Origin of the sequence: Streptomyces sp. NPDC094034 (genome assembly GCF_040303865.1) — a bacterium.
Taxonomy (GTDB): Bacteria; Actinomycetota; Actinomycetes; order Streptomycetales; family Streptomycetaceae; genus Streptomyces.
Genome location: NZ_JBEOUD010000066.1, coordinates 1 through 17,572, shown reverse-complemented (window position 1 = coordinate 17,572; position 17,572 = coordinate 1). Strand labels below are relative to the sequence as shown.

14 protein-coding genes and 3 pseudogenes are annotated in these 17,572 nt (G+C 64.5%); 10 read left to right on the top strand and 7 right to left on the bottom strand.

The annotated features are described in order from the left end of the window. Window positions 1–840: 840 nt before the first annotated feature. Window positions 841–999 carry a hypothetical protein gene (locus ABTZ59_RS34525; protein ID WP_351423948.1) on the bottom strand — a complete coding sequence of 53 codons (159 nt, stop codon included), beginning with the start codon at window positions 997–999 and terminating at the stop codon, window positions 841–843. A 34-nt stretch (window positions 1,000–1,033) separates the two neighbouring features. Here ABTZ59_RS34525 and ABTZ59_RS34520 point away from each other — a divergent pair. After that, window positions 1,034–1,444 (top strand): annotated as a pseudogene (locus ABTZ59_RS34520) (IS110 family transposase); the annotation flags it as partial. Window positions 1,445–1,809: 365 nt separating this feature from the next. On the opposite strand, the gene ABTZ59_RS34515 reads toward ABTZ59_RS34520, so the two are convergent. The 4 genes from ABTZ59_RS34515 to ABTZ59_RS34500 all read right to left on the bottom strand — a co-directional run bounded on the left by ABTZ59_RS34515 (window position 1,810) and on the right by ABTZ59_RS34500 (window position 5,346). Continuing rightward, window positions 1,810–2,784 carry a cytochrome P450 family protein gene (locus ABTZ59_RS34515; RefSeq protein ID WP_351423945.1) on the bottom strand — a complete coding sequence of 325 codons (975 nt, stop codon included), beginning with the start codon at window positions 2,782–2,784 and terminating at the stop codon, window positions 1,810–1,812. 243 nt (window positions 2,785–3,027) lie between these two features. Further along, a complete protein-coding gene (locus ABTZ59_RS34510; protein WP_351423941.1) occupies window positions 3,028–4,311 on the bottom strand; it encodes an MAB_1171c family putative transporter in 1,284 nt (427 codons plus the stop codon). Then, window positions 4,308–4,883, bottom strand: a complete 576-nt coding sequence (locus ABTZ59_RS34505) for a hypothetical protein (protein ID WP_351423939.1) — start codon at window positions 4,881–4,883, stop codon at window positions 4,308–4,310. The genes ABTZ59_RS34510 and ABTZ59_RS34505 overlap by 4 nt, the downstream gene beginning before the upstream one ends. Window positions 4,884–4,902: 19 nt before the next feature. Next, complete coding sequence (locus tag ABTZ59_RS34500) at window positions 4,903–5,346, bottom strand: helix-turn-helix domain-containing protein (RefSeq protein WP_351423935.1); 444 nt, start codon at window positions 5,344–5,346, stop codon at window positions 4,903–4,905. A 1,687-nt stretch (window positions 5,347–7,033) separates the two neighbouring features. On the opposite strand from ABTZ59_RS34500, the gene ABTZ59_RS34495 reads away from it, so the two are divergent. The 8 genes from ABTZ59_RS34495 to ABTZ59_RS34460 all read left to right on the top strand — a co-directional run bounded on the left by ABTZ59_RS34495 (window position 7,034) and on the right by ABTZ59_RS34460 (window position 14,833). Then, window positions 7,034–7,675 carry a PH domain-containing protein gene (locus ABTZ59_RS34495; RefSeq protein WP_351423930.1) on the top strand — a complete coding sequence of 214 codons (642 nt, stop codon included), beginning with the start codon at window positions 7,034–7,036 and terminating at the stop codon, window positions 7,673–7,675. Between the two features lie 58 nt (window positions 7,676–7,733). Continuing rightward, window positions 7,734–8,837: a class V lanthionine synthetase subunit LxmK gene (gene lxmK, locus ABTZ59_RS34490; RefSeq protein ID WP_351423927.1), complete on the top strand. Its 1,104-nt coding sequence runs from the start codon at window positions 7,734–7,736 to the stop codon at window positions 8,835–8,837. Beyond that, entirely contained in the window at window positions 8,834–9,820 is a 987-nt protein-coding gene (locus ABTZ59_RS34485) for a T3SS effector HopA1 family protein (RefSeq protein ID WP_351423922.1), read from the top strand. The genes lxmK and ABTZ59_RS34485 overlap by 4 nt, the downstream gene beginning before the upstream one ends. Before the next feature lie 151 nt (window positions 9,821–9,971). After that, the gene (locus tag ABTZ59_RS34480; RefSeq protein ID WP_351423919.1) at window positions 9,972–10,115 is read left to right on the top strand and encodes a hypothetical protein; all 144 of its coding nucleotides are present in this window, start codon (window positions 9,972–9,974) and stop codon (window positions 10,113–10,115) included. Between the two features lie 85 nt (window positions 10,116–10,200). Beyond that, the gene (locus ABTZ59_RS34475; protein WP_351423917.1) at window positions 10,201–11,196 is read left to right on the top strand and encodes an LLM class flavin-dependent oxidoreductase; all 996 of its coding nucleotides are present in this window, start codon (window positions 10,201–10,203) and stop codon (window positions 11,194–11,196) included. Beyond that, entirely contained in the window at window positions 11,193–11,798 is a 606-nt protein-coding gene (locus tag ABTZ59_RS34470; protein WP_351423914.1) for a flavoprotein, read from the top strand. Before ABTZ59_RS34475 ends, ABTZ59_RS34470 begins: the two co-directional genes overlap by 4 nt. Before the next feature lie 305 nt (window positions 11,799–12,103). Next, window positions 12,104–12,712: a hypothetical protein gene (locus tag ABTZ59_RS34465; protein ID WP_351423910.1), complete on the top strand. Its 609-nt coding sequence runs from the start codon at window positions 12,104–12,106 to the stop codon at window positions 12,710–12,712. Between the two features lie 3 nt (window positions 12,713–12,715). Beyond that, window positions 12,716–14,833, top strand: coding sequence for a prolyl oligopeptidase family serine peptidase (locus ABTZ59_RS34460; RefSeq protein WP_351423907.1), 2,118 nt, complete (start codon window positions 12,716–12,718; stop codon window positions 14,831–14,833). Between the two features lie 159 nt (window positions 14,834–14,992). Here the strand turns inward: ABTZ59_RS34460 and ABTZ59_RS34455 are convergent. Then, a pseudogene (locus tag ABTZ59_RS34455) lies at window positions 14,993–15,927 on the bottom strand (ISL3 family transposase); the annotation flags it as partial. A 111-nt stretch (window positions 15,928–16,038) separates the two neighbouring features. Here ABTZ59_RS34455 and ABTZ59_RS34450 point away from each other — a divergent pair. Next, on the top strand, window positions 16,039–16,398 hold the full coding sequence (locus ABTZ59_RS34450; RefSeq protein WP_351423903.1) for a hypothetical protein: 360 nt from the start codon (window positions 16,039–16,041) through the stop codon (window positions 16,396–16,398). Between the two features lie 583 nt (window positions 16,399–16,981). Here the strand turns inward: ABTZ59_RS34450 and ABTZ59_RS34445 are convergent. After that, a pseudogene (locus ABTZ59_RS34445) lies at window positions 16,982–17,461 on the bottom strand (DUF2290 domain-containing protein); the annotation flags it as partial. Window positions 17,462–17,572: the final 111 nt, after the last annotated feature.

Genomic DNA, 17,572 nt, shown 5'->3' with positions numbered 1-17,572 from the left:
GCGGCTCGCGGCTCGCGGCTCGCGGCTCGCGGCTCGCGGCTCGCGGCTCGCGGCTCGCGGCTCGCGGCTCGCGGCTCGCGGCTCGCGGCTCGCGGCTCGCGGCGATGGTCGTCCTATCGCATTTCAAATTGATTGGCAATCTTTCGGGCAGGGTCGTAGCGCGGGATGGACTTGTCGACTCAGACACAGTAACGAATCATGCCGACCGCGACGTAAGTGTCAGCACAGGATCGACGGCCTGGCCACCAGCCACAAGGACAGGGGACGAGAACGAGTGGAACTGACGACTCTGCCGGAGGACGAGAATCAGTCCGACCCCGCTCCCGCATCCGCCCCGACCTCCCGCTGCGCCCCGATACCCCACCGTCTACCGGCTGCGCGACACAGCCTCAGCGGTGACACGGAGAGCTCGACCTCCTGAGAACCTGCGTTCACGGCGCGGCAGTAGATGCGAGTCGCGCGCCACCACTCGTCCATACCTACTGTCAGTGGCCAGTTAGATATCCCCAGCCACGGCCGCCTGACGGGGAGTCAAGTGGCTGCGGAAACATTCACTATACGTAACCAGCATCAGAGCACCGGGGAGGACCGCAATGCCCGCCGTTCGTCTCGTCGCGAACTACCCGGAGATGATCTGGGAGCTGCGCATGACTGACGGGGAGATAGTCGGCCGTGCCGAGGCTCTGGATGGTGAGACGGTGTGGATCTGCCGGATCAGCGTCCGCCGTGCTCGCTGGACCAGCCGGACCTTGCCCGGGCAACGGGACTGCTGTGACGTTTCGCTGACACGTGCGGATCCTGGCCCCATCAGTTAGGGACCAGGATCCGCACGTGTAGCGCTCAGGGCGCGACGATGGCGTGGAAGAACAGAACGGCACCGGCGAAGCCGGCGCCGCCCACCAGAACGCCTTCGGCTGTGCTGTCGCCAGCGGCTACGGTCAGCGCGCCTGCGGCCGCACCGATCAGACAGCCGAGCAGCAGGACGATGACCGTCCTCAACGTCAGCAGTGACTGCGGTTGCGGCTGCTGATTCGTCCTGGCCCGCGCTCAACAGGACGCCATCTGGGACCGGCAACAGATGACCAACCGGCTTCGGTCCCACCTGCGCGAGTACTATCCAGCCGCCCTCACTGCCTTTCACGGCGCCGGAAAACCCGGACTCGACTCACCGCGCGCCCGCGTGATCTTGACTGCCGCACCCACGCCGGCCGACGCCGCCAAGCTCACCCGCAGCCAGCTGCGCGCGTTGCTCAAGCGCGGTGAACGTCCACGTTGTGGAATCGAAGCCGAGGTCGAACGACTTCGGACAATCTTTCGCGCGGACTCCCTGCGGCACCTGCCGCAGGTCGAGCAGGCTCTGGGACAGCAGGCAGTGGCACTCACCCGGCAGGTCGACGCCGCTTGCGTCAGCGTGGCCCAGTTGACGGTGGCAACGGAAGAGGCCCCTTCGCTCGGTTCCGTGATTCTCTCTCATTGCTTCCTTCTGTTGCCGTCGCTGCCGCTGGTGATCCCGTTCGGTGGGTGGGTTCGTCGTACAGCGTCTGGCTGCCGGGCCTGCGGGTGAGCTTGGCGAACGACCGTCTGTGGCCGGTTTCCATCAGCCGCTCGTCGGCGATCCGGCGATGGTTGACTTGCGAGCCGGGTCCGGACGCCCAAGTGAGAGCGGGCGGCGCCGGCGTAGGAACGAAGGACCCCGGCGGGTCGGGCCATCACCGAGTTCGACAAGCAACCGAGCGCCGGTCAGTGCGCCACGGCCGGGGCTGGGGCGCTGCGCACCGCAGGCCTGAGGACACTGCTATCGGTGTCATGTCATATTGAGACAGGCAATGCGCGCAGGCTCCTGTTGCGCAGCGACGTAGTCCACCGCAACTGGCTGACGGGGCCGGCCAGCGAAAGCTTGGGAAACCGGCGCACCAGACTGGTCACGGCGATCTGGTTTTCCAGGCGGGCGAGGGAAGCGCCAGGGCAGTAGTGGGGGCCGTGGCCGAAGGCAAGATGTCCACGAGTGTCGCGCCCGGGGTCGAAGGTCTCGGGTGTGACGAACTGGCCTGGATCGCGATTGGCCGAGGCCCAGGCCAGCCAGACACGTTCCCCCTTGCCGATGGCCGCGTCGCCGATCCGCATGTCCTGGGTGGCGAACCGCCGGACGGCCAGCATCGCCGGGGAGTTCCAGCGCAGCGCCTCTTCCGTGACCCGGTCCATGGCCGGCTTCCCGCTGCGCACAGCGGCGAGGTGGGCTGGATGGGAGAGGAGGGCCAGCACGGTGGTGGAGATCAAGCCGGCGGAGTTGTGGTATCCGCCGAAGAGGAGCAGGAAGGCCATGGCCACCAGCTCGGCCCTGCTCAGGCGGGGGCCGTCTTGGTGGGTGTGTTCCTTGATGAGCGCGGACAGCAGGTCGTCGCCGGGAACATCGCGTTTGCGGTCGATGAGCTCGGTGAGGAAACGGTGCATCTCCCTCATCGCTTTACGCGACTGCACAGCGGCGTCGGGTGCCGGGCTGAGCAGTGTGTCTGTCCAGCTGCGGAAATCCGGGCGGTCGTTCTCCGGGATGCCGAGCAGGTTGCCGATCACTGTGAGCGACAGGGGCATGGCCAGGTCGGCCACGATGTCGGCGCGGCCGCCGCGTGCGGCCAGTTGGTCCAGCAGGTGATCGGTGGCTGTCTGAATGGACTGCCTGAGGTGCTCGGTTCGCCGTTTTGTGAACGCGCTGTTGACCAGAGCGCGGAGCCGGGTGTGGGCAGGGGGGTCGGTGTTGAGCAGGTGCGCGTCCAACTCTGGCGGCATCGAGTCACCGTGGCGGCCGGCGGTCTGCGCGTGGTCTTTGTTGACCGAGAGCCTCGGGTCCGCGGCAGCAGCCCGTACGTCCTGGTAGCTGGTTACCAGCCAGACTGGTGCTCCGTCCGGGGCAAGAGCCCGCACGGCTGCGTTTGTGCAGCGTAGGGCAGCGTACGAGGCGTGGGGATCAGCCTGGAAGGATTCGTCGAGGAGCACGGGGGGCCGGGTGCCGGGCACAGGAGTGATTCCTCGTCAGCTCGAAGGTGATGTCGTTGGTGAGGACTTGTACCCGGCTGCGGCATTGTGGACTGCGGCGGTCACGATGGCTGAGTCAGTGAATGCTCTGCCCAGGGACGCCAGGGCGGCGATTTCCTCCGGGAGTTCACCTGCAGTCGCCGACAGTTCCACGGTGGAGGAACCGGGCACGGAGGTGCCCTGGTGCTTCGCTTGTATCGCGGCGGCAAGTACGGCGGCGTCCATGACGTTCCGGCGGTCGTGCTCGTCGAGGCCGGCTTCTGCGGCCAGTTCGTAGGCAACGGCTGCGACGTTTGGGTCGAAGTAGGGACGCAGTTCCCTCTGGCCGTCTCGAATCTCAATCACCGCGCGGTACAGAATCCGTTTGAGGCTGTGTGCCCTGACGATGGTGGACAGGCGTGAGTCGGGCACGGAGTCGTACGCGATGTCGGGCCGCGCCTGGGTGAGAGCGTGCCACAAGGGCTGCATCTGGAGGAGGCAGCGCAGCAGGCGCCCGCGCTCCTCTAGCCGTGATCCCCAGGCCGGCAGTGTCGCGCCGAGGTGGTGCAGCAGTGCGGCGGCGCTGCTCAACAGCGGTCCGATCACGATGTTTGCGAAGTTGAGGAAGTCGTACCCGAACCAGATGGCGATCATGGACGGTACCTTGGTCACGGCCAGTCCCAGTCCCAGTACGGATCCGTACAGGGTGATGCGCAGCCCGCGACGGGTCCAGGGCATTCCGTCGACGAGCGCGGAGTATTTCCTCATCATCCGGATGTTGGCGAGCAAGCCGGCGACGAAGCAGAGGTTGTATACCAACTGGAACACGATGATTGCCGGTGTCGTTGCGTAGTAGACGTCGAAATCGACAGGCCGGTTAACCTGTACAGGGGCGTTCAGGAAGAGCACGATCATGCCCGGTAACAACAGCGAGTACAGCGCCACCAGCCACCGTGCTCCGCGCCACGCTGCAGGCTGGTCCTCTTCCCAGAAACGGAGTATGAGCTGGGATGCCAGACTCTGCAGCACGATGCAGGGATAGGTGATCAGCGTGCCTATGTTGGGTATGTCGGTCGCACGAGCCAGATGGTCCTGAATCAAGGGCATACCGCCCAGGAACGCCGCTACGGTGACCACGCGAACGACAACAAGGGCGAGGAGATCGGCAGTCCGTTTCTTCCACCAGGCTGCAGCCTTGGAGATGGCAGCGACCGTGCCTGTGCACGCGCATGTCAGGTAGAGGATGTTGAGGAGTTGGGCCCAGCCCTCATATTCCTGAGGGACTGGTGGGTACGCATTCATCCGAGATCCTGACGTTCTTCGAGGGACTGCTCCAGGCGGCGGGCGATCGCCGCAGTCGTTGGTCTGGGAGTCCACTTTTTCAATGGCCGCCAACGACCGGCCCGTTCCAGAAGCAGCGACGCGATGAGTTCGGCTTCCTGCTCCTCAGGGTTTGAGTAGCGGGTCCGGCCGAGCATGGCCCGGATCATCTGCGGATCTACGTTCGGCATCAGCAGTCGCAGTACTTCGTCTTCGATGGCCGGGGTCGCGTTGTGCTCGGCGAGCAGGTGGCCGATCTCGTGCAGGATGATGTGGTCCTGGTGCACCTTGCTGGTGCGACTCTCGTAGAGGATGGCGTCGTAATCAGCGATGGATAGCCACAGACCGCTCAGGCTTACCGGCATGTCCAGCGGCACCAGACGGACTGGTCGGCCACGTTGGTTGCCGATCCGCACGCACAGCGCGGTCACGTCGAGTGGCCGGGATATCTCAAGACCGTCAATGATCTTCCTGCAGCGCTCACGTAAGTGCCTGGCCGACATCATGTCTTGTCGCGTCGCAGGCAGCCGCCAGACTGCCCAAACGACTGACATACCTCTCCTCTGAAGACCGTCAACGGTTATGCCAGTCGGGAGTATCACCGAGACCGGTCTGCAAACGGAACTGATCAATCACCGCGCTGACCGCAGCCAGGACGTCCGGAGGCAGCCCGGCGGCACGCAAAGCTACCCGCTCTACAGCGCTGTTTCTCATTGCGCTGGCGAGTGCTAGCTGCTTGTCGGTCTCTTCCGCCACGGCGTCGTCGGTGAAGTAGTCGAGTGGTACGCCGAAGAATTTGGCCAGCCGGTCTGCGGTGTCGAGTTTCGGCTGACTCCGCCCGGACCGCAGATGGCCGATCGCCGTCGTGGTCAGCCCTATACCACGGGAGATCTCTCCGTGGGTGTACGGCCGCCCGAGGGCGGCAGGGTACACGGTCGTGATCAGGTGGTTCAGACGTGCCGAGAACGCCTTCGAGGTCTCGGGGCCCTCCAGGCCTTCTGAGTCGACGTCTTCCACCCGATTCCTCCTCTGTGGACAAGATGCCCTAGCGCACAGTATGCCCACGTTCCTCGGCTCCTGTCAGCCTCTTCGAGAACAGCACTAGACCAGTTCTACCTGGTCTTTCGGGTGATTGACCGTCAAATCGGACACACTGATAAACAGTAGTTGACGCCATCGGCTACCGAAGGCAATGATCAGATCTCTGATTGTAATGACGTGTGCATTCGAGGGACTGTCTTCACCCATCTGCGAGGAGGGGTCAGTACAGATGAAGTGCTTTGGCTGGGAGTCGCCACCGGCCCGAATGACCGTCACCCCCCTGTCAGCGTCCGGCCCCTCGCGCTGTCCGTTGCGCTGGTGCTTGCTCAGGCATGACTGCTCCTGCGCATACCGGATGTTGCTCTGGCGAGCGAGCGTAAGCACCTACGTGCGCCGACCGGGGACGTGTGGCAACCCTCGGCGAGCCGGGGTATCTGGGCGGGACCACGGGCGATGCGAAAGGCCCTGTCTCCTGCTGGTACCAGCCGGACCGGTGATCGCCGCGCGAGGACCGGCAAGACCTTGCCCTGGTGCGGTAGCGGCCCCTGCAGTCTGCCCGGTGCGACCAGCCTTCACAGCTTCGCCGAGCCGACACACCGGGCCTGGGCCACGAGTCGCGTGGGCTTCGGTTTCGCCTTTCACAACTGACCAGTTCACCGACACCTGGAGTAGCTCACCGTGAAGTGGCCCGGCAGAGCCGCCTCCTGTGCCCCCGTGCGTCGAGCACTTGCGCTGGTTGGCCGCTCGAGACCAGTCGACCATGATCGCGCTGGTGGATTGGCGTTCGGCGCGACGGTTAATGGGCAGCCTGCGGACCTCATCAGATTCGAGTCGATGATCAGGAGGCACTTGCAGCAGGTGCTTCTCTGGACTGCTCTTCGTCGTACTCGCGGAGGCACCCGCCGACGCGCCCTGCAACGGCGCGACGGCGGCTTCCGTCTACGCTCGCAGCCAGCGCATTTTCTGCCCCGCGCTCCGGACAACTGGCGGACGGCTTTCTGTCAGCCACCGCCGAGTTGCTGCCCGAAGGTGTGAGCATCCAGCGCGGGCAGTACCTCCCGAGCTTCTGTCGAAATGCTGCTACGCGACGTGGACAAAGCCAGCACCTCTCATTGACACCCACTACAAGGTTTTGGAGAAGGAATGGGACGTCCAGAGTCACCGATCAACCCGGCTGACGGGCCCCTGCAACGCTTTGCTCATGACTTACGTGTGCTGCGGAAGACGGCGGGAAACCCTTCCTACCGCCTGCTCGCCAGCAGGGCCAACTACTCAGGGACGTCGTTGTCGGAAGCAGCTCGCGGGCTCGCCCTGCCCAGCCTCGAGGTAACGCTCTCCTACGTCTCCGCGTGTTCTGGCGACGTCGAATGCTGGGAGGAGTACTGGAAGCGCACTGCGGCCGAGCTCTCGGCCGATCCCACAGCGGAGGAATCTGCGCAGGACGAGCGGGAGTGGACACTCATAGATCCCTCACCGGCCTCTCGGCCCGCGTTTCCTGCGCCGGCTTCGGAGCACAGCTTCCTCAGACGCGGCCATAAAAGGAGTGAAAGACAGCTAGCCAGCCGGGCCGGTTCGGCGCTGAGGCGACCAGAGACCGTACTCGTACTAGTGGCAGGTAGCTGTGCCCTGGCCACGGGCTTGCTGGTCAAGAGGAGTGCTCAAGATGCATGACGACATCCGTGGCCGCGTCATTGCCGGTGCGATGCCCCGGCGATCGGCTTTCGGCTGGTCGAAGACCATGCTCCGCGATCTCGCCGACTGGCTGAGGCGTAAGCCAGTCGCGCTTCGCGGCGCACACCGCTCGATATCGCACTCCGCCGAATCTCGGTTCGTCATCTGGGCGATCACAGCAGTTGATCTCGTCACCAGTTTCGTTGTGGACGCGATGATCCCTCCGGCCTATCGCCCTCTCCATTTCGTCTGGGTGCTATTCACTCTTGTCGTGACCGTAGGCTTCTGCGTAATGACTATGCGCACTCCTCATCTGCTCGACGATCACATGCTGCACCTGCGCACTGGCCCCTTCCGTGCCCTTGCCATTCCGATCAATCAAATCAAGAGCGTGCGCCCTGCACACGGCATGACCCAGAGTCACGGGCTGCGACGCTCACTGGACCAGGACGACGCAGTCGCCTGCTCGGTCAGCAGCGCCACCACTATGGCCCTTGAACTAACCGAGCCACTCCCCGTGCAGCTCCACAAGGGTGAGCCGATTATGGCCCGCCGTGTCTACTTCACTGCCGACGAGCCAGCCAGGGCCGCCGAGCTCATCAGGAGCGCTATGCGCGGGGACCTCGAGTCATGACGCTCACGTACGACCCTTCCTTGGACGAGAGCCGTTCGGGGAACGAAGGGGGAGAACGATGACCACGCTCACCTCGTCTGTGAAGGCCGTAGATGAAGGCATGTTCCGGGAGGCGAACGACTTCCTTGTCCGCTTGGGCCTGGGAACTCTCGCCGGACAGCCCGACCGCAAGTCGCCGCCCGGACGCAACACCAACGTGAGCGGTACTACTGACACTGGTCAGGGCGTCTTCGTCAAGAAGCTTGAAGGCATGCGGGATGTGGCCGAGACACGGATCCGGCAGTGCCTGGCCTTTGAACATCTCTTGCGCCGGTATCCGAGAACCCAGCTGACCTCACCGCGCTGCCTGGGCTTCGACCTCGGATCACGGCTCATGGTGTTCGAACTGATCGCAGATGCCGTAACCGCCGCCGAACTGGTCAAAGACCACAAGCTGACGGACAGCCTGGCTCGCTCACTTGGCCGCACCGTCGGGCATCTGCACCAGTTGCCGGTTACGCAGCTCCTGCAGACCGGTCCGAGCTCGCCGCTGCTCCCATCCGCAGAGCTCCTTGACGGTATTCCAGTAGCTCTGTTCGAGGCATCGTCCGCCGCAGAGCTCCAGGTATGGAGTCTGCTGCAGAACGATCTCCCGTTAACCGACGCGTTGCGGGCGCTCCTTGAGATGGAACAGCAGGCCGAACCGGTGGCGGCGCACTGCGATCTGCGCCTGGACCAATTCCTCATCACCGGTGGTCGAGTACACATCACCGACCTTGAAGAGTTCCAGGCGGGTGACGCGGCCCGTGACCTTGGTGGGGTCATTGGCGACCTGCTGCACCGTGCACTGCTGGAAGCTGCGATGCTGGAAAGTGCCCACCCCGACGCGGCACCATCGCGTGAGCAGATGCTGGCGCAGCTCACTTCCGGTATCCGCGCTGCGCGTCCCCATGTCCAAGCCTTCTGGAACGGCTATCTGGAGCAGCGGCCCGAGAGCAGCATCCTGGCGGCGCGGGCAGTGGCGTTCGCTGGCTGGCATCTCCTCGACCGGCTGCTCGCCGGCGCCCGGACGGCCACACGACTCGCGGCCCTTCCGCGGGCGGCCGCAGGCATCGGGAGAAGAGCGCTGATCACGCCCGAGGAGTTCGTCCTCACTCTTGGACTCGTAGAGGACCACGCATGAGCTACCCGGCAGAATTCCAGAGGGCATTACCACAGCCCGCGCCTCAGCTGTCCTCGCAAATCCAGGATCTGCTGGAGGTGGTACACGTGGACGCGAACGGTCTCACGGCTACGGTGGGGGCAAGGAAAGTGATCGCGTCCTCCGCTCAGACACTCACCGCCCACCTTGCCACAGCCCTTTACCAGATCGTCCACGTCGGGAAGCCGGAGACCGACACCGGAAGGCCCTCTGCCGCACTGGATCGGGATCTTGAAGCGTTGCTTGCGCGGGCCGTGCCTCACCGTTACACCTCGCACCACGTTCCTGTTCTGTCTGTCGCAGAGACTGGTCTGCTTGTCGGACTGAGCGGGATGCGTGTCCGTCTCGGTCCGGACAGGATCGTGCGCACCGATAACGACGAGCAACAGGCGCGCGTGCACATTGCAGCCGCCCGACCCATGCTCTCACCTGGTTTCTTCCTCGTTGATGGCTCGCTGCCGCTTCCTCCCGAAGCCCAGGTGCTGCGGGTGTACCTGCATATCGAGACACCTGAGGCTGCTGTCGAGGTCTGGAGCCGGACACTGCAATGCCTGGAAGAACGTGCCGTTGCCTACCGGGCCAAGGCGACTTCCTCAAGTACGTTGCTGGCGCGGCGCGATGGCGTGGTGGTGTACCTGAATGGCCTGGACCAAGAGGTACTCACGTCACTCGTCGGTGCTGTCGAGGGAACTGCCGGTCTGGGAACCGGTGCCTCTCCGTTCACCAGGCCGCTGGCTGCCGGAGTAGCAGTGGCCTGGGAACCGGATGATGCTCGGTCCGGTATGCGCAACACCAGTCTGGGTGAGCACCGATCCCGTGCCCTGGCCTCAGGATTGGTCGGTCACGCGGTCCGCCCGGACGGGCGGACCCGTGCGGACCGGGTACGGGATGCCCTCATGGAAGGCGGAATCGATCCGTCCGACCCCGCTCGCAACCAGTCGTCCCCGTCGTTCCCCTTTATTTGATGAAAAGCCGATACCGCTTAACCGATCATCAAAAAAATCTTCCAGGTTGAACGAAACAGACCTAGATTCGATCTCGCCATCAGGAACGTCTGACCGTGAAGTTCCATTCGGACGGACGGCCTTAGTTGACGATTCTCAAAAGGAGATCATCATGAACGAGCTCGAACTCGCCACAGCGTTCGACACCTACGCCGATGTGACCGAGATGGTTGCCGAGGGTGCCCCCGACGAGGCCCCCTCGCCGCAGACCATCGTCTCGCTCAGCGTCGTTGCCAGCATCAAGTGGGGCTGCTGAGCAAGAATCCTGCCGTAATTCGTGCACGGCCGGCAGCTTCGACTGCCGGCCGTGCACGCCATCTCGTAACAGCCATTCATTGGGCATGAACATGAAAATATCCATCCTGCTTCCTTTCATGCCGACAGAAGGGAAACAGATCCTTCCTTTCTCTGATCTGATCCATGAAGGCCGCGCCGACCGCCTGTGGACCGGGCAGTCGCTGCTACTCGAACCGCACACGGCACTCGCCTTCGCGGCCGGTGCCGGCGCTCGTGTTCCTTTCGGTACCAGCGTGACGCTTCTGCCATTGCGGCACCCATTCGAGGCGGCTCTCCAAGCACGCTCTCTGGCGGCTGCCAGTGGGCACCCGTTCATAGCCGGACTCGGTACTGGACCGCACCCGTTCATTCAGGCACTGCGTGGCAGCTCCTATGCCAGCCCCCTTGGAGCCGCACGCGAGTACACCATGATCATGCGCGGTCTCCTGGCCGGTGAAACGGTGGATCTGAGTGGCGATTACTACAAGATGCACGGTGCTCTTCCGCCGCTGAACGCTCCGCCAGTCCAGCTCGGCCTCGGCGTGCTCAGACCGAAGATGGCTGAGATTGCCGGAGAACTGGCCGACGTTGCTATCACTTGGCTGACGCCCCCTGACTACCTGGCCCACACTCTGTTGCCAGCACTCTCCCGAGGCGCGGACCACGCACGACGGCCACGGCCGCAGGTAACCGCAGTTGTACACGTCTCGATGGACGCCCCGCGGCGAGATCACGCCCGCGTCATCCTGTCCGCCGCTCACGCCCACTTACACGCCCCGCACTACCAGGCGATGCTCCGCCTCGCCGGGATTGATGTGGACCCCCACGATCTCCTCGCGACAGCTGTGCGGCTCATCGACAGCAAAACCGTCGCGGTGGGAAGCATCGACAGCATCCTCCATACCTTACGCGTCTACCATGCGGCCGGAGCAGACGAAGTTGTTCTCAACACGATTGGTCTCCACACCGTGAACGGAACAGCCGCGTCCTTGTCCGCACTGAGTGCCGTTATCCAAGCCGTCCGGGCGGAAGCGGCAGCCATGTTGGAGAGCCCCCTATGACGACACAGCCCTCAGCGGTGCCGAGGTTCTCTGCCCAACGGCTCCTGATCGTCGGTACTGGAGCCCTCGGCGTCTCTTCCCTGCCCGGGTGGCTCGGCTGGTTCCGTGAGACCTATCCCGAGACCGAGACGAAGGTCTTGCTCACCCGACAGGCCACCACCTTCGTCACTCCGGCCACTCTCACTACGATCGGAGGCCGGTCCGTGCTCCACGACGTCTGGTCCACCGAACTCGAGGTTGCCGCTCCACACGTTCAGCTCAGCCAATGGGCTGATGCCGTAGCCGTCTACCCCGCCACATTTCACTTCGTCAGCCGCTTTGCGACAGGACTCGCTGACACACCTGCAATGCTGGCTCTGCAGTGCACCACCGCGCCGATCGGCATCGCACCCGCACTGCCGCCGGGCGGATACGAGAGCTATGCATTCCGCTCCCATCTGGCTGCCCTTCGGAACCGCCTCAACGTCGTAGTTGCTAAGCCGGAACCAGGGATCAGCATCACCAGCGGAAAGATCGAGGCAGCTACGGCAGCACCGCTCCCCACCCTGCTGCAGATGATCGAGGAACTCCATGCCAAGCTCGGGGAGACCAGCGCGTCATGATGACGTCCCCCGGCACCATCATCGAGCGCTACGGTAGCGGCCACGTCCGGACCGAGATCACGCGATCCCCGGACGGACAGGTGGCCTGGGTCCGCAGCGCCGGTGAAGGGAGGACTCAGCCGTTCCTTCCGCCGCACCCCACACTCCTCAGCGTTCTTGAGACCGTCATCACTGGTTGCCCTGGTGCCCGCTACATCCTGCCCCGACCACACGGTGACGCGCTCCGCTACGCGCCCCCAGGGACCGTCTCCGCTGCCAGCCTCCTCTTTTCGCGGGCCCCTCAGGCTCACGCAAGAGTGGGTTCGTTGCTGGAAAACCTCGGGATGCTGCTCCGCGCACTGCACACCGCACCGCCAGTAGCGCTGGAAGCGGCACCCGACGCGCCCCTGACCTGGCTCCGCCTGGCAGCCTGGATGGACAGCCCGCTGCCCGGCCCTCCGACTGTGCTGTACGCACGCCTGCGGCACGCATTCGGTGTCGGCCGCTGGCGGTTGCTCACCTCGTGGCTGGAAAACCTATGCTCTGGACCCCTGGTGCTGCTGCACGGAAACCCCAGTCTGGGACTGCTGGTGCCGTCGGAGTCGGACGAGGTCGACGGGCTACTCACCGGGGAGGAACTGGGCCGCGGCAGCTGGCAACAGGACGTCGGCTGGGTCCTGGGCGAGCTCCACGAACTTCGTTCCCTGTCAGCCCGGCTGTCGCTTTCAGCGGACCCCACCGTTTGGGATGGCCTCGCGGCACGGTTTATCAGAGGCTATGGGCTCCCGCCCGATCTGCAAGCCCACCGTGCGGCGACACTGAAAGCCCTCCTTCACTTGCACGACTTCTGCGTCTTCGTGACGTGGGATGAGACAGAAATACTGCGCTATACAGCTGCAATCACCCGCTTGGTCGATGAGTATGGAGAAGAGTGAGAAGTGCCTGCTGAGACACCCCTCACCTACCCTGCGGCGCGACGCCAGGACCTGGTGGAAGCCCTGTTCGACTACTCCGTCGCCGATCCGTATCGATGGTTGGAACAACCCGACAGCGAAGAAACCCAGGCTTGGCTCGCCGGACAGGACACCCTCAGACATGCCGTGCTCGACGGGCTGCCCGGGCGGGAGCACCTACGCACCCGTCTGAGCAAACTGGTATCAGTTGGTGTGATCGGCCCGCCCGTCTGGCGCGGAGCCTGTCACTTCTTCATGAAGCGGAATCCGGGGCAAGAGCACGCCGCTCTCTACATGGCCGACGAGAACGGCAGCGAGCGCCTCCTAATCGACCCCACCGATCTGGACCCCACCGGACACACCACGTTGGACAACTGGTACCCGGACTGGACGGGACTTCGGCTCACCTATCAGGTGTCCGTGGAAGGTGACAGCGACAGCCGTCTCTACGTCCTCGACACCACGACAGGATCCTTGGTCGACGGGCCTATCAGCCGGTGCCGCAACTCCCCGGTCGCGTGGCTGCCCAGTGGTGACGCCTTTTACTACGTGCGTAGTCTGGACAGCGCAGCGGTGCCTAAGAGTGAGGAGCTGTATCACCGGCGTGTATACCTCCACAAGGTCGGCACCGACCCCGACACCGATGACTTCCTGGTGTTTGGAGCCGAAGGGCACAAGACAGCCTCCTACGGTGTCGCGGTCACGGCGGACGGCCGTTGGCTCATCCTGACTGCGACGATCGGCGCCGTACGCCACAACGAGGTGTGGCTGGCCGATCTCACCGCAAGCAGCCCCTTGTATCCGGTCTTCACGCCCCTGCAGCGGAACACCCGTGCCCACACACGGGCCCTCGTCGGCCGCGACGGACAGCTGTACCTCCATACCGACCTCGATGCGCCCCAAGGCCGCCTCGCCGTGACCGACATGGAGAATCCGCAGTCCACCCCGTGGAGGGACATACTTCCTCAGGATCCGGACGCGCGCCTCGACCATGTCGCTGTCCTCGACAGCCCAGCGCTAGAACGGCCTCTGCTCCTGGCCGGCCGAAAGCGCCACACGTTCAGCGAGATCAGGGTCCATGACCTGGCTACTGGCGACCACCTCGGCCACATCGAGCTCCCCGGTTCCGGCGTCGTAGGCGAGATTCGTAGCCGAGGGCACGAAGCGTGGTTCACCTATACCGATCCGTTCACACCACCGACCGTCTTCCAATGGGATGCCCTCACTCACACGCGCAAGATCTGGGCATTACCGCCTGGGCGAGAGTCGCTTCCCCCGAATCCTCCTGGCGTTGTACATCATCTGACCTGCACGGCGCCGGACAGTACACAGATCCGGATTACCGTTCTCGCTCCGCACTCACGCTCCGGCCCGCTGCCTGCGATTCTCTACGGCTACGGCGGCTTCGGGCTCTCCCTGGCCCCGATCTACAACCCAGAGATCCTCACCTGGGTAGCAGCTGGCGGCGTCTACGCCGTAGCCCACGTGCGGGGTGGGGACGAGGGCGGAGGGCAGTGGCATGCCGCTGGCGCCAGAGCGAACAAGCAAAGGTCGGTCGATGACTTCCACGCTGCGGCAGAATCCCTCATTCGCGAAGGCTGGACCACCAGCTCACAGCTGGTGATAAGCGGTGAATCGAACGGTGGGCTATTGGTCGGTGTAGCACTCACGCAGCGTCCTGATCTCTACCAGGCCGTCCTCTGCGGAGCCCCTGTCCTGGACATGGCTCGGTACGAGCAATTCGGGCTCGGACCTTCCTGGACCGCGGAATACGGCTCGGCCAAGGTGGAAGAAGAACTCAAGTGGCTCATGAGCTATTCGCCGTACCATCACGTCACTGGGCAGACTGTCTACCCCGCAGTGCTGTTCAGCGTCTCCGATGCAGACTCGATGGTCGATCCACTGCACGCCCGGAAGATGTGTGCAGCACTCCAGCAAGTCGCCAGCACCCCGGCTGCTGCTGACAACGGGATCGTGCTGCTTCGGCGTGAATCCGCAGTGGGCCACGGAGCACGTTCGATGAGCCTCATGGTCGGCCTACTCATCGACCAGCTTGCCTTCGCGGCCTGGCAATCCGGATTGCCACTTGGGCCGTCGGTGTGATGCGGCGACCGTTCAATGCTGACCGGGTCCGCGCGGTCGTCGTCGGACGACGAGCGCCTGACGCTGCACGGAAGCTGGCTGCCGACACCACCACAGGCGCAGGTCGAGCCGCCACCTACGCGGACCTGGGTGAAGCGGCCGGGGATCTCCCGGCAGGGCGGGCCGGTCGGCTCGTGCGTAGCGTTTGACGGTGTTCAGGGCCACTTGCAGACGGCGGGCGCATTCGACAGGCCCACGCCCTGATTGAGCAGGTCATGGACCTGGTGCCAGCGTTCAAGGGTGGTTCGGGTGCGTGGCCCGTCGTAGCTGGGTGCGCCCAGTACGGTGGCCCAGCAGCTGCTGTGCGCCTTCACCTCGCTGAGGGCGGCTTCGCACAGGTTGTGCCACAGATGCCACCTGACCGCGACCTGGACCGCGTCAGGCAGGGCGCGGCGGATGGCCTCGGTGTAGGTGGCTGAGCCGTCGCGGCACACGACCTCGACACCCGGATGCTCGCGCAGCCATGCTTCCAGCGTGTCGGCCGTGTGGTCAGGCAGCACGTCGATCCGCTCACGGGTCTCGGCGTCGATCATCACGGTGGCATAGTGGTGCCGCCGGCGCAGGGCGAAATCGTCGACGCCGATCACGTGGAGCACCCACCCGGTGGGCAACGGGATGCGCAGCAGGGTGCGCAGGGCCGTGTGACGGGACAGGCCCACCGCGAGTATCGCCAGCAGACGTGATCCCGCCCGGCCCGCTAACTCTTTGACCACGGCCTTGACCTGCGTGGTCAGGCGAGCGGTGCGTCGCTGGTATCGCTCCAGCACCCCGGGCACCTGTTCGCGGAAGGTGTGGCGGCAGCCTCGCGTGGGGTACACCAGATGCCGCACCCGCACACGGACCACCACCCGGCGCCCGTCGACCGGAACGTCGGCCACCATCCGCCAGTGATAGCCGTGCATCCGTCCCGACGAGGCCCCGCTCACCGGGTAGACCGCGATGTCCAGCGGCGTCCGGGCCCGCACCAGGATCCGCTCACCCTCGTCGGCCACATCCTCCATGACCTGCGGGGACAGACCTGAAAAAACCGTCTGCACAAGCTCGTTGACATTCATCACATGAAGGTCAACGACCTCACAACTCTCCGTCACCACCGAATATGAGACAGGGCCGTTCAATTGACAGACCCACTTGGTCAGGTGGGGTTGGCACGTTGCCAGGCTTGGATGATCTCGATGGGGATGCGGCCGCGGTCGCCGCGTGGGACCGGCCGTGATCCCGGCCGGGTCGCCGTCGATCTGGCAGTGATACTCGCAGGCGGCGGCGAGATCATCACGGACTTGGCCGTGCTGCGGGACCAGGGCGAGGTCTTCGGGCCGGTGGCCTCCACGCCCACCGCGTGGCGACTGCTCGCCGACTCCGTGCTGGCCCGGCTGCGATCGGCACGTTCTCGTGCCTGGGAGACCGCGTGGCTCCAAGCCGCCGAGATGAGCGGGGGCATAACCACCGCACGGGCCGGCGGGCGCGAACTACCCGGGCTGGTCCTGGACATCGACGCCACGCTGATCACCTGCCACTCCGAATAGGAGCAGGCCGCGCCGACCTACAAGGGCGGTTTCGGCTACCACCCGCTGCTGTGCTTCCTGGCCAAAGCCGCCAGTGATCACATAGCGGTCCTGGACAACGCCGTCACTCAGATCCCCGACGCCCACCGCTACGGCACAGACCTCCTCATCCGCGCCGACAGTGCCGGATGCGCCAAGACCTTCCTCACCCAGGTCCGCAGCCTGTGCCAGGTACTCACAGCCGTTGGCGTGCCCTCGGGTTCCAGCAATGTAACGTCACCGATGTGCACCGTCACTCGGCTGGCCAGCGACGCCATGACGCGGTGCTCGGCCTCGCTCAATGCACCCCAGCGGCTTCCCTGCAGGCGCACCTCCACCCGGTGGGCGGCCACGTCCGTCGGGGTGCGGCAAGCGCGCTCCATGACGCGTGGCCCGGAATCGCGTTCGAAGTGCGCACCCTGCCTCGGGTGTGCATCTTTACCAGCAGTCGTTGCACGCTATTGGGTCCATGAGCGGTCAGAGGCGTTCACGTGTCGCTTCAGGCGCTGCGCAGCTGGGATCAGTTGTGCGGCAGTAACACCAGTGGTGGCTGCCGTGAAGGTCACTAACTCCAATACAGATGAGGGGTATCACGCTCATCGTGGGTCAGTGTGCGGGGGCCCACTTCTCCGCTGGCTGAGCGTTCGAAGAACCGGAGGTGAGCCTTCCACAGGTGGGGGTAGAAGTGCCGGAAGACGAAGTCGGCGAACCGCCCGAGATGCATGGGCGCGGCGCAGGCGATCCGACAGTCCGCCGAGTTGATGGTCAGGTGAGCCGCCGGATGGCCCGGGCCCGCTGATCCGGGGTCGAAGTCGAAGCGGATCGCGGAGTGCAGAACCATATTCGTCGGCTCCGTTGCGATGTGAAGATCGATGACATCAAGGATCGGCTCCTGGAACACCAGTTCTCTGTCAAGGCGATAGGGGCAGGGGATATAGGCGAGGCGGTGTCCGGCGACTGCTCCGTCCTCGATGTCATAGGTGATCTGCAGCAGCGCGCCATCGAACAGAAGGGCCGAGTAGGCGCCGGCCTGTGCCCACCGTTGGTAGTCCTGGAGGGTAGGGTCCCAATGCCAGGAACTTTAGGGGGTGCGGGTTTGAGTCGTGGTGGTCTCTTGGTCGTGTTGGTGTTGGGTCTGTGTGTTTGGGGTGTCCGG

What these genes read in the sequence shown, in the direction of transcription:
- ABTZ59_RS34480 (WP_351423919.1), top strand. Translation starts at nt 9,972, where the DNA reads ATGAACGAGCTCGAACTCGCCACAGCGTTCGACACCTACGCCGATGTG.
- ABTZ59_RS34515 (WP_351423945.1), bottom strand. Translation starts at nt 2,784, where the DNA reads ATGCCGCCAGAGTTGGACGCGCACCTGCTCAACACCGACCCCCCTGCC.
- ABTZ59_RS34475 (WP_351423917.1), top strand. Translation starts at nt 10,201, where the DNA reads ATGAACATGAAAATATCCATCCTGCTTCCTTTCATGCCGACAGAAGGG.
- ABTZ59_RS34470 (WP_351423914.1), top strand. Translation starts at nt 11,193, where the DNA reads ATGACGACACAGCCCTCAGCGGTGCCGAGGTTCTCTGCCCAACGGCTC.
- ABTZ59_RS34510 (WP_351423941.1), bottom strand. Translation starts at nt 4,311, where the DNA reads ATGAATGCGTACCCACCAGTCCCTCAGGAATATGAGGGCTGGGCCCAA.
- ABTZ59_RS34495 (WP_351423930.1), top strand. Translation starts at nt 7,034, where the DNA reads ATGCATGACGACATCCGTGGCCGCGTCATTGCCGGTGCGATGCCCCGG.
- lxmK (WP_351423927.1), top strand. Translation starts at nt 7,734, where the DNA reads ATGACCACGCTCACCTCGTCTGTGAAGGCCGTAGATGAAGGCATGTTC.
- ABTZ59_RS34485 (WP_351423922.1), top strand. Translation starts at nt 8,834, where the DNA reads ATGAGCTACCCGGCAGAATTCCAGAGGGCATTACCACAGCCCGCGCCT.
- ABTZ59_RS34505 (WP_351423939.1), bottom strand. Translation starts at nt 4,883, where the DNA reads ATGTCAGTCGTTTGGGCAGTCTGGCGGCTGCCTGCGACGCGACAAGAC.
- ABTZ59_RS34450 (WP_351423903.1), top strand. Translation starts at nt 16,039, where the DNA reads ATGATCTCGATGGGGATGCGGCCGCGGTCGCCGCGTGGGACCGGCCGT.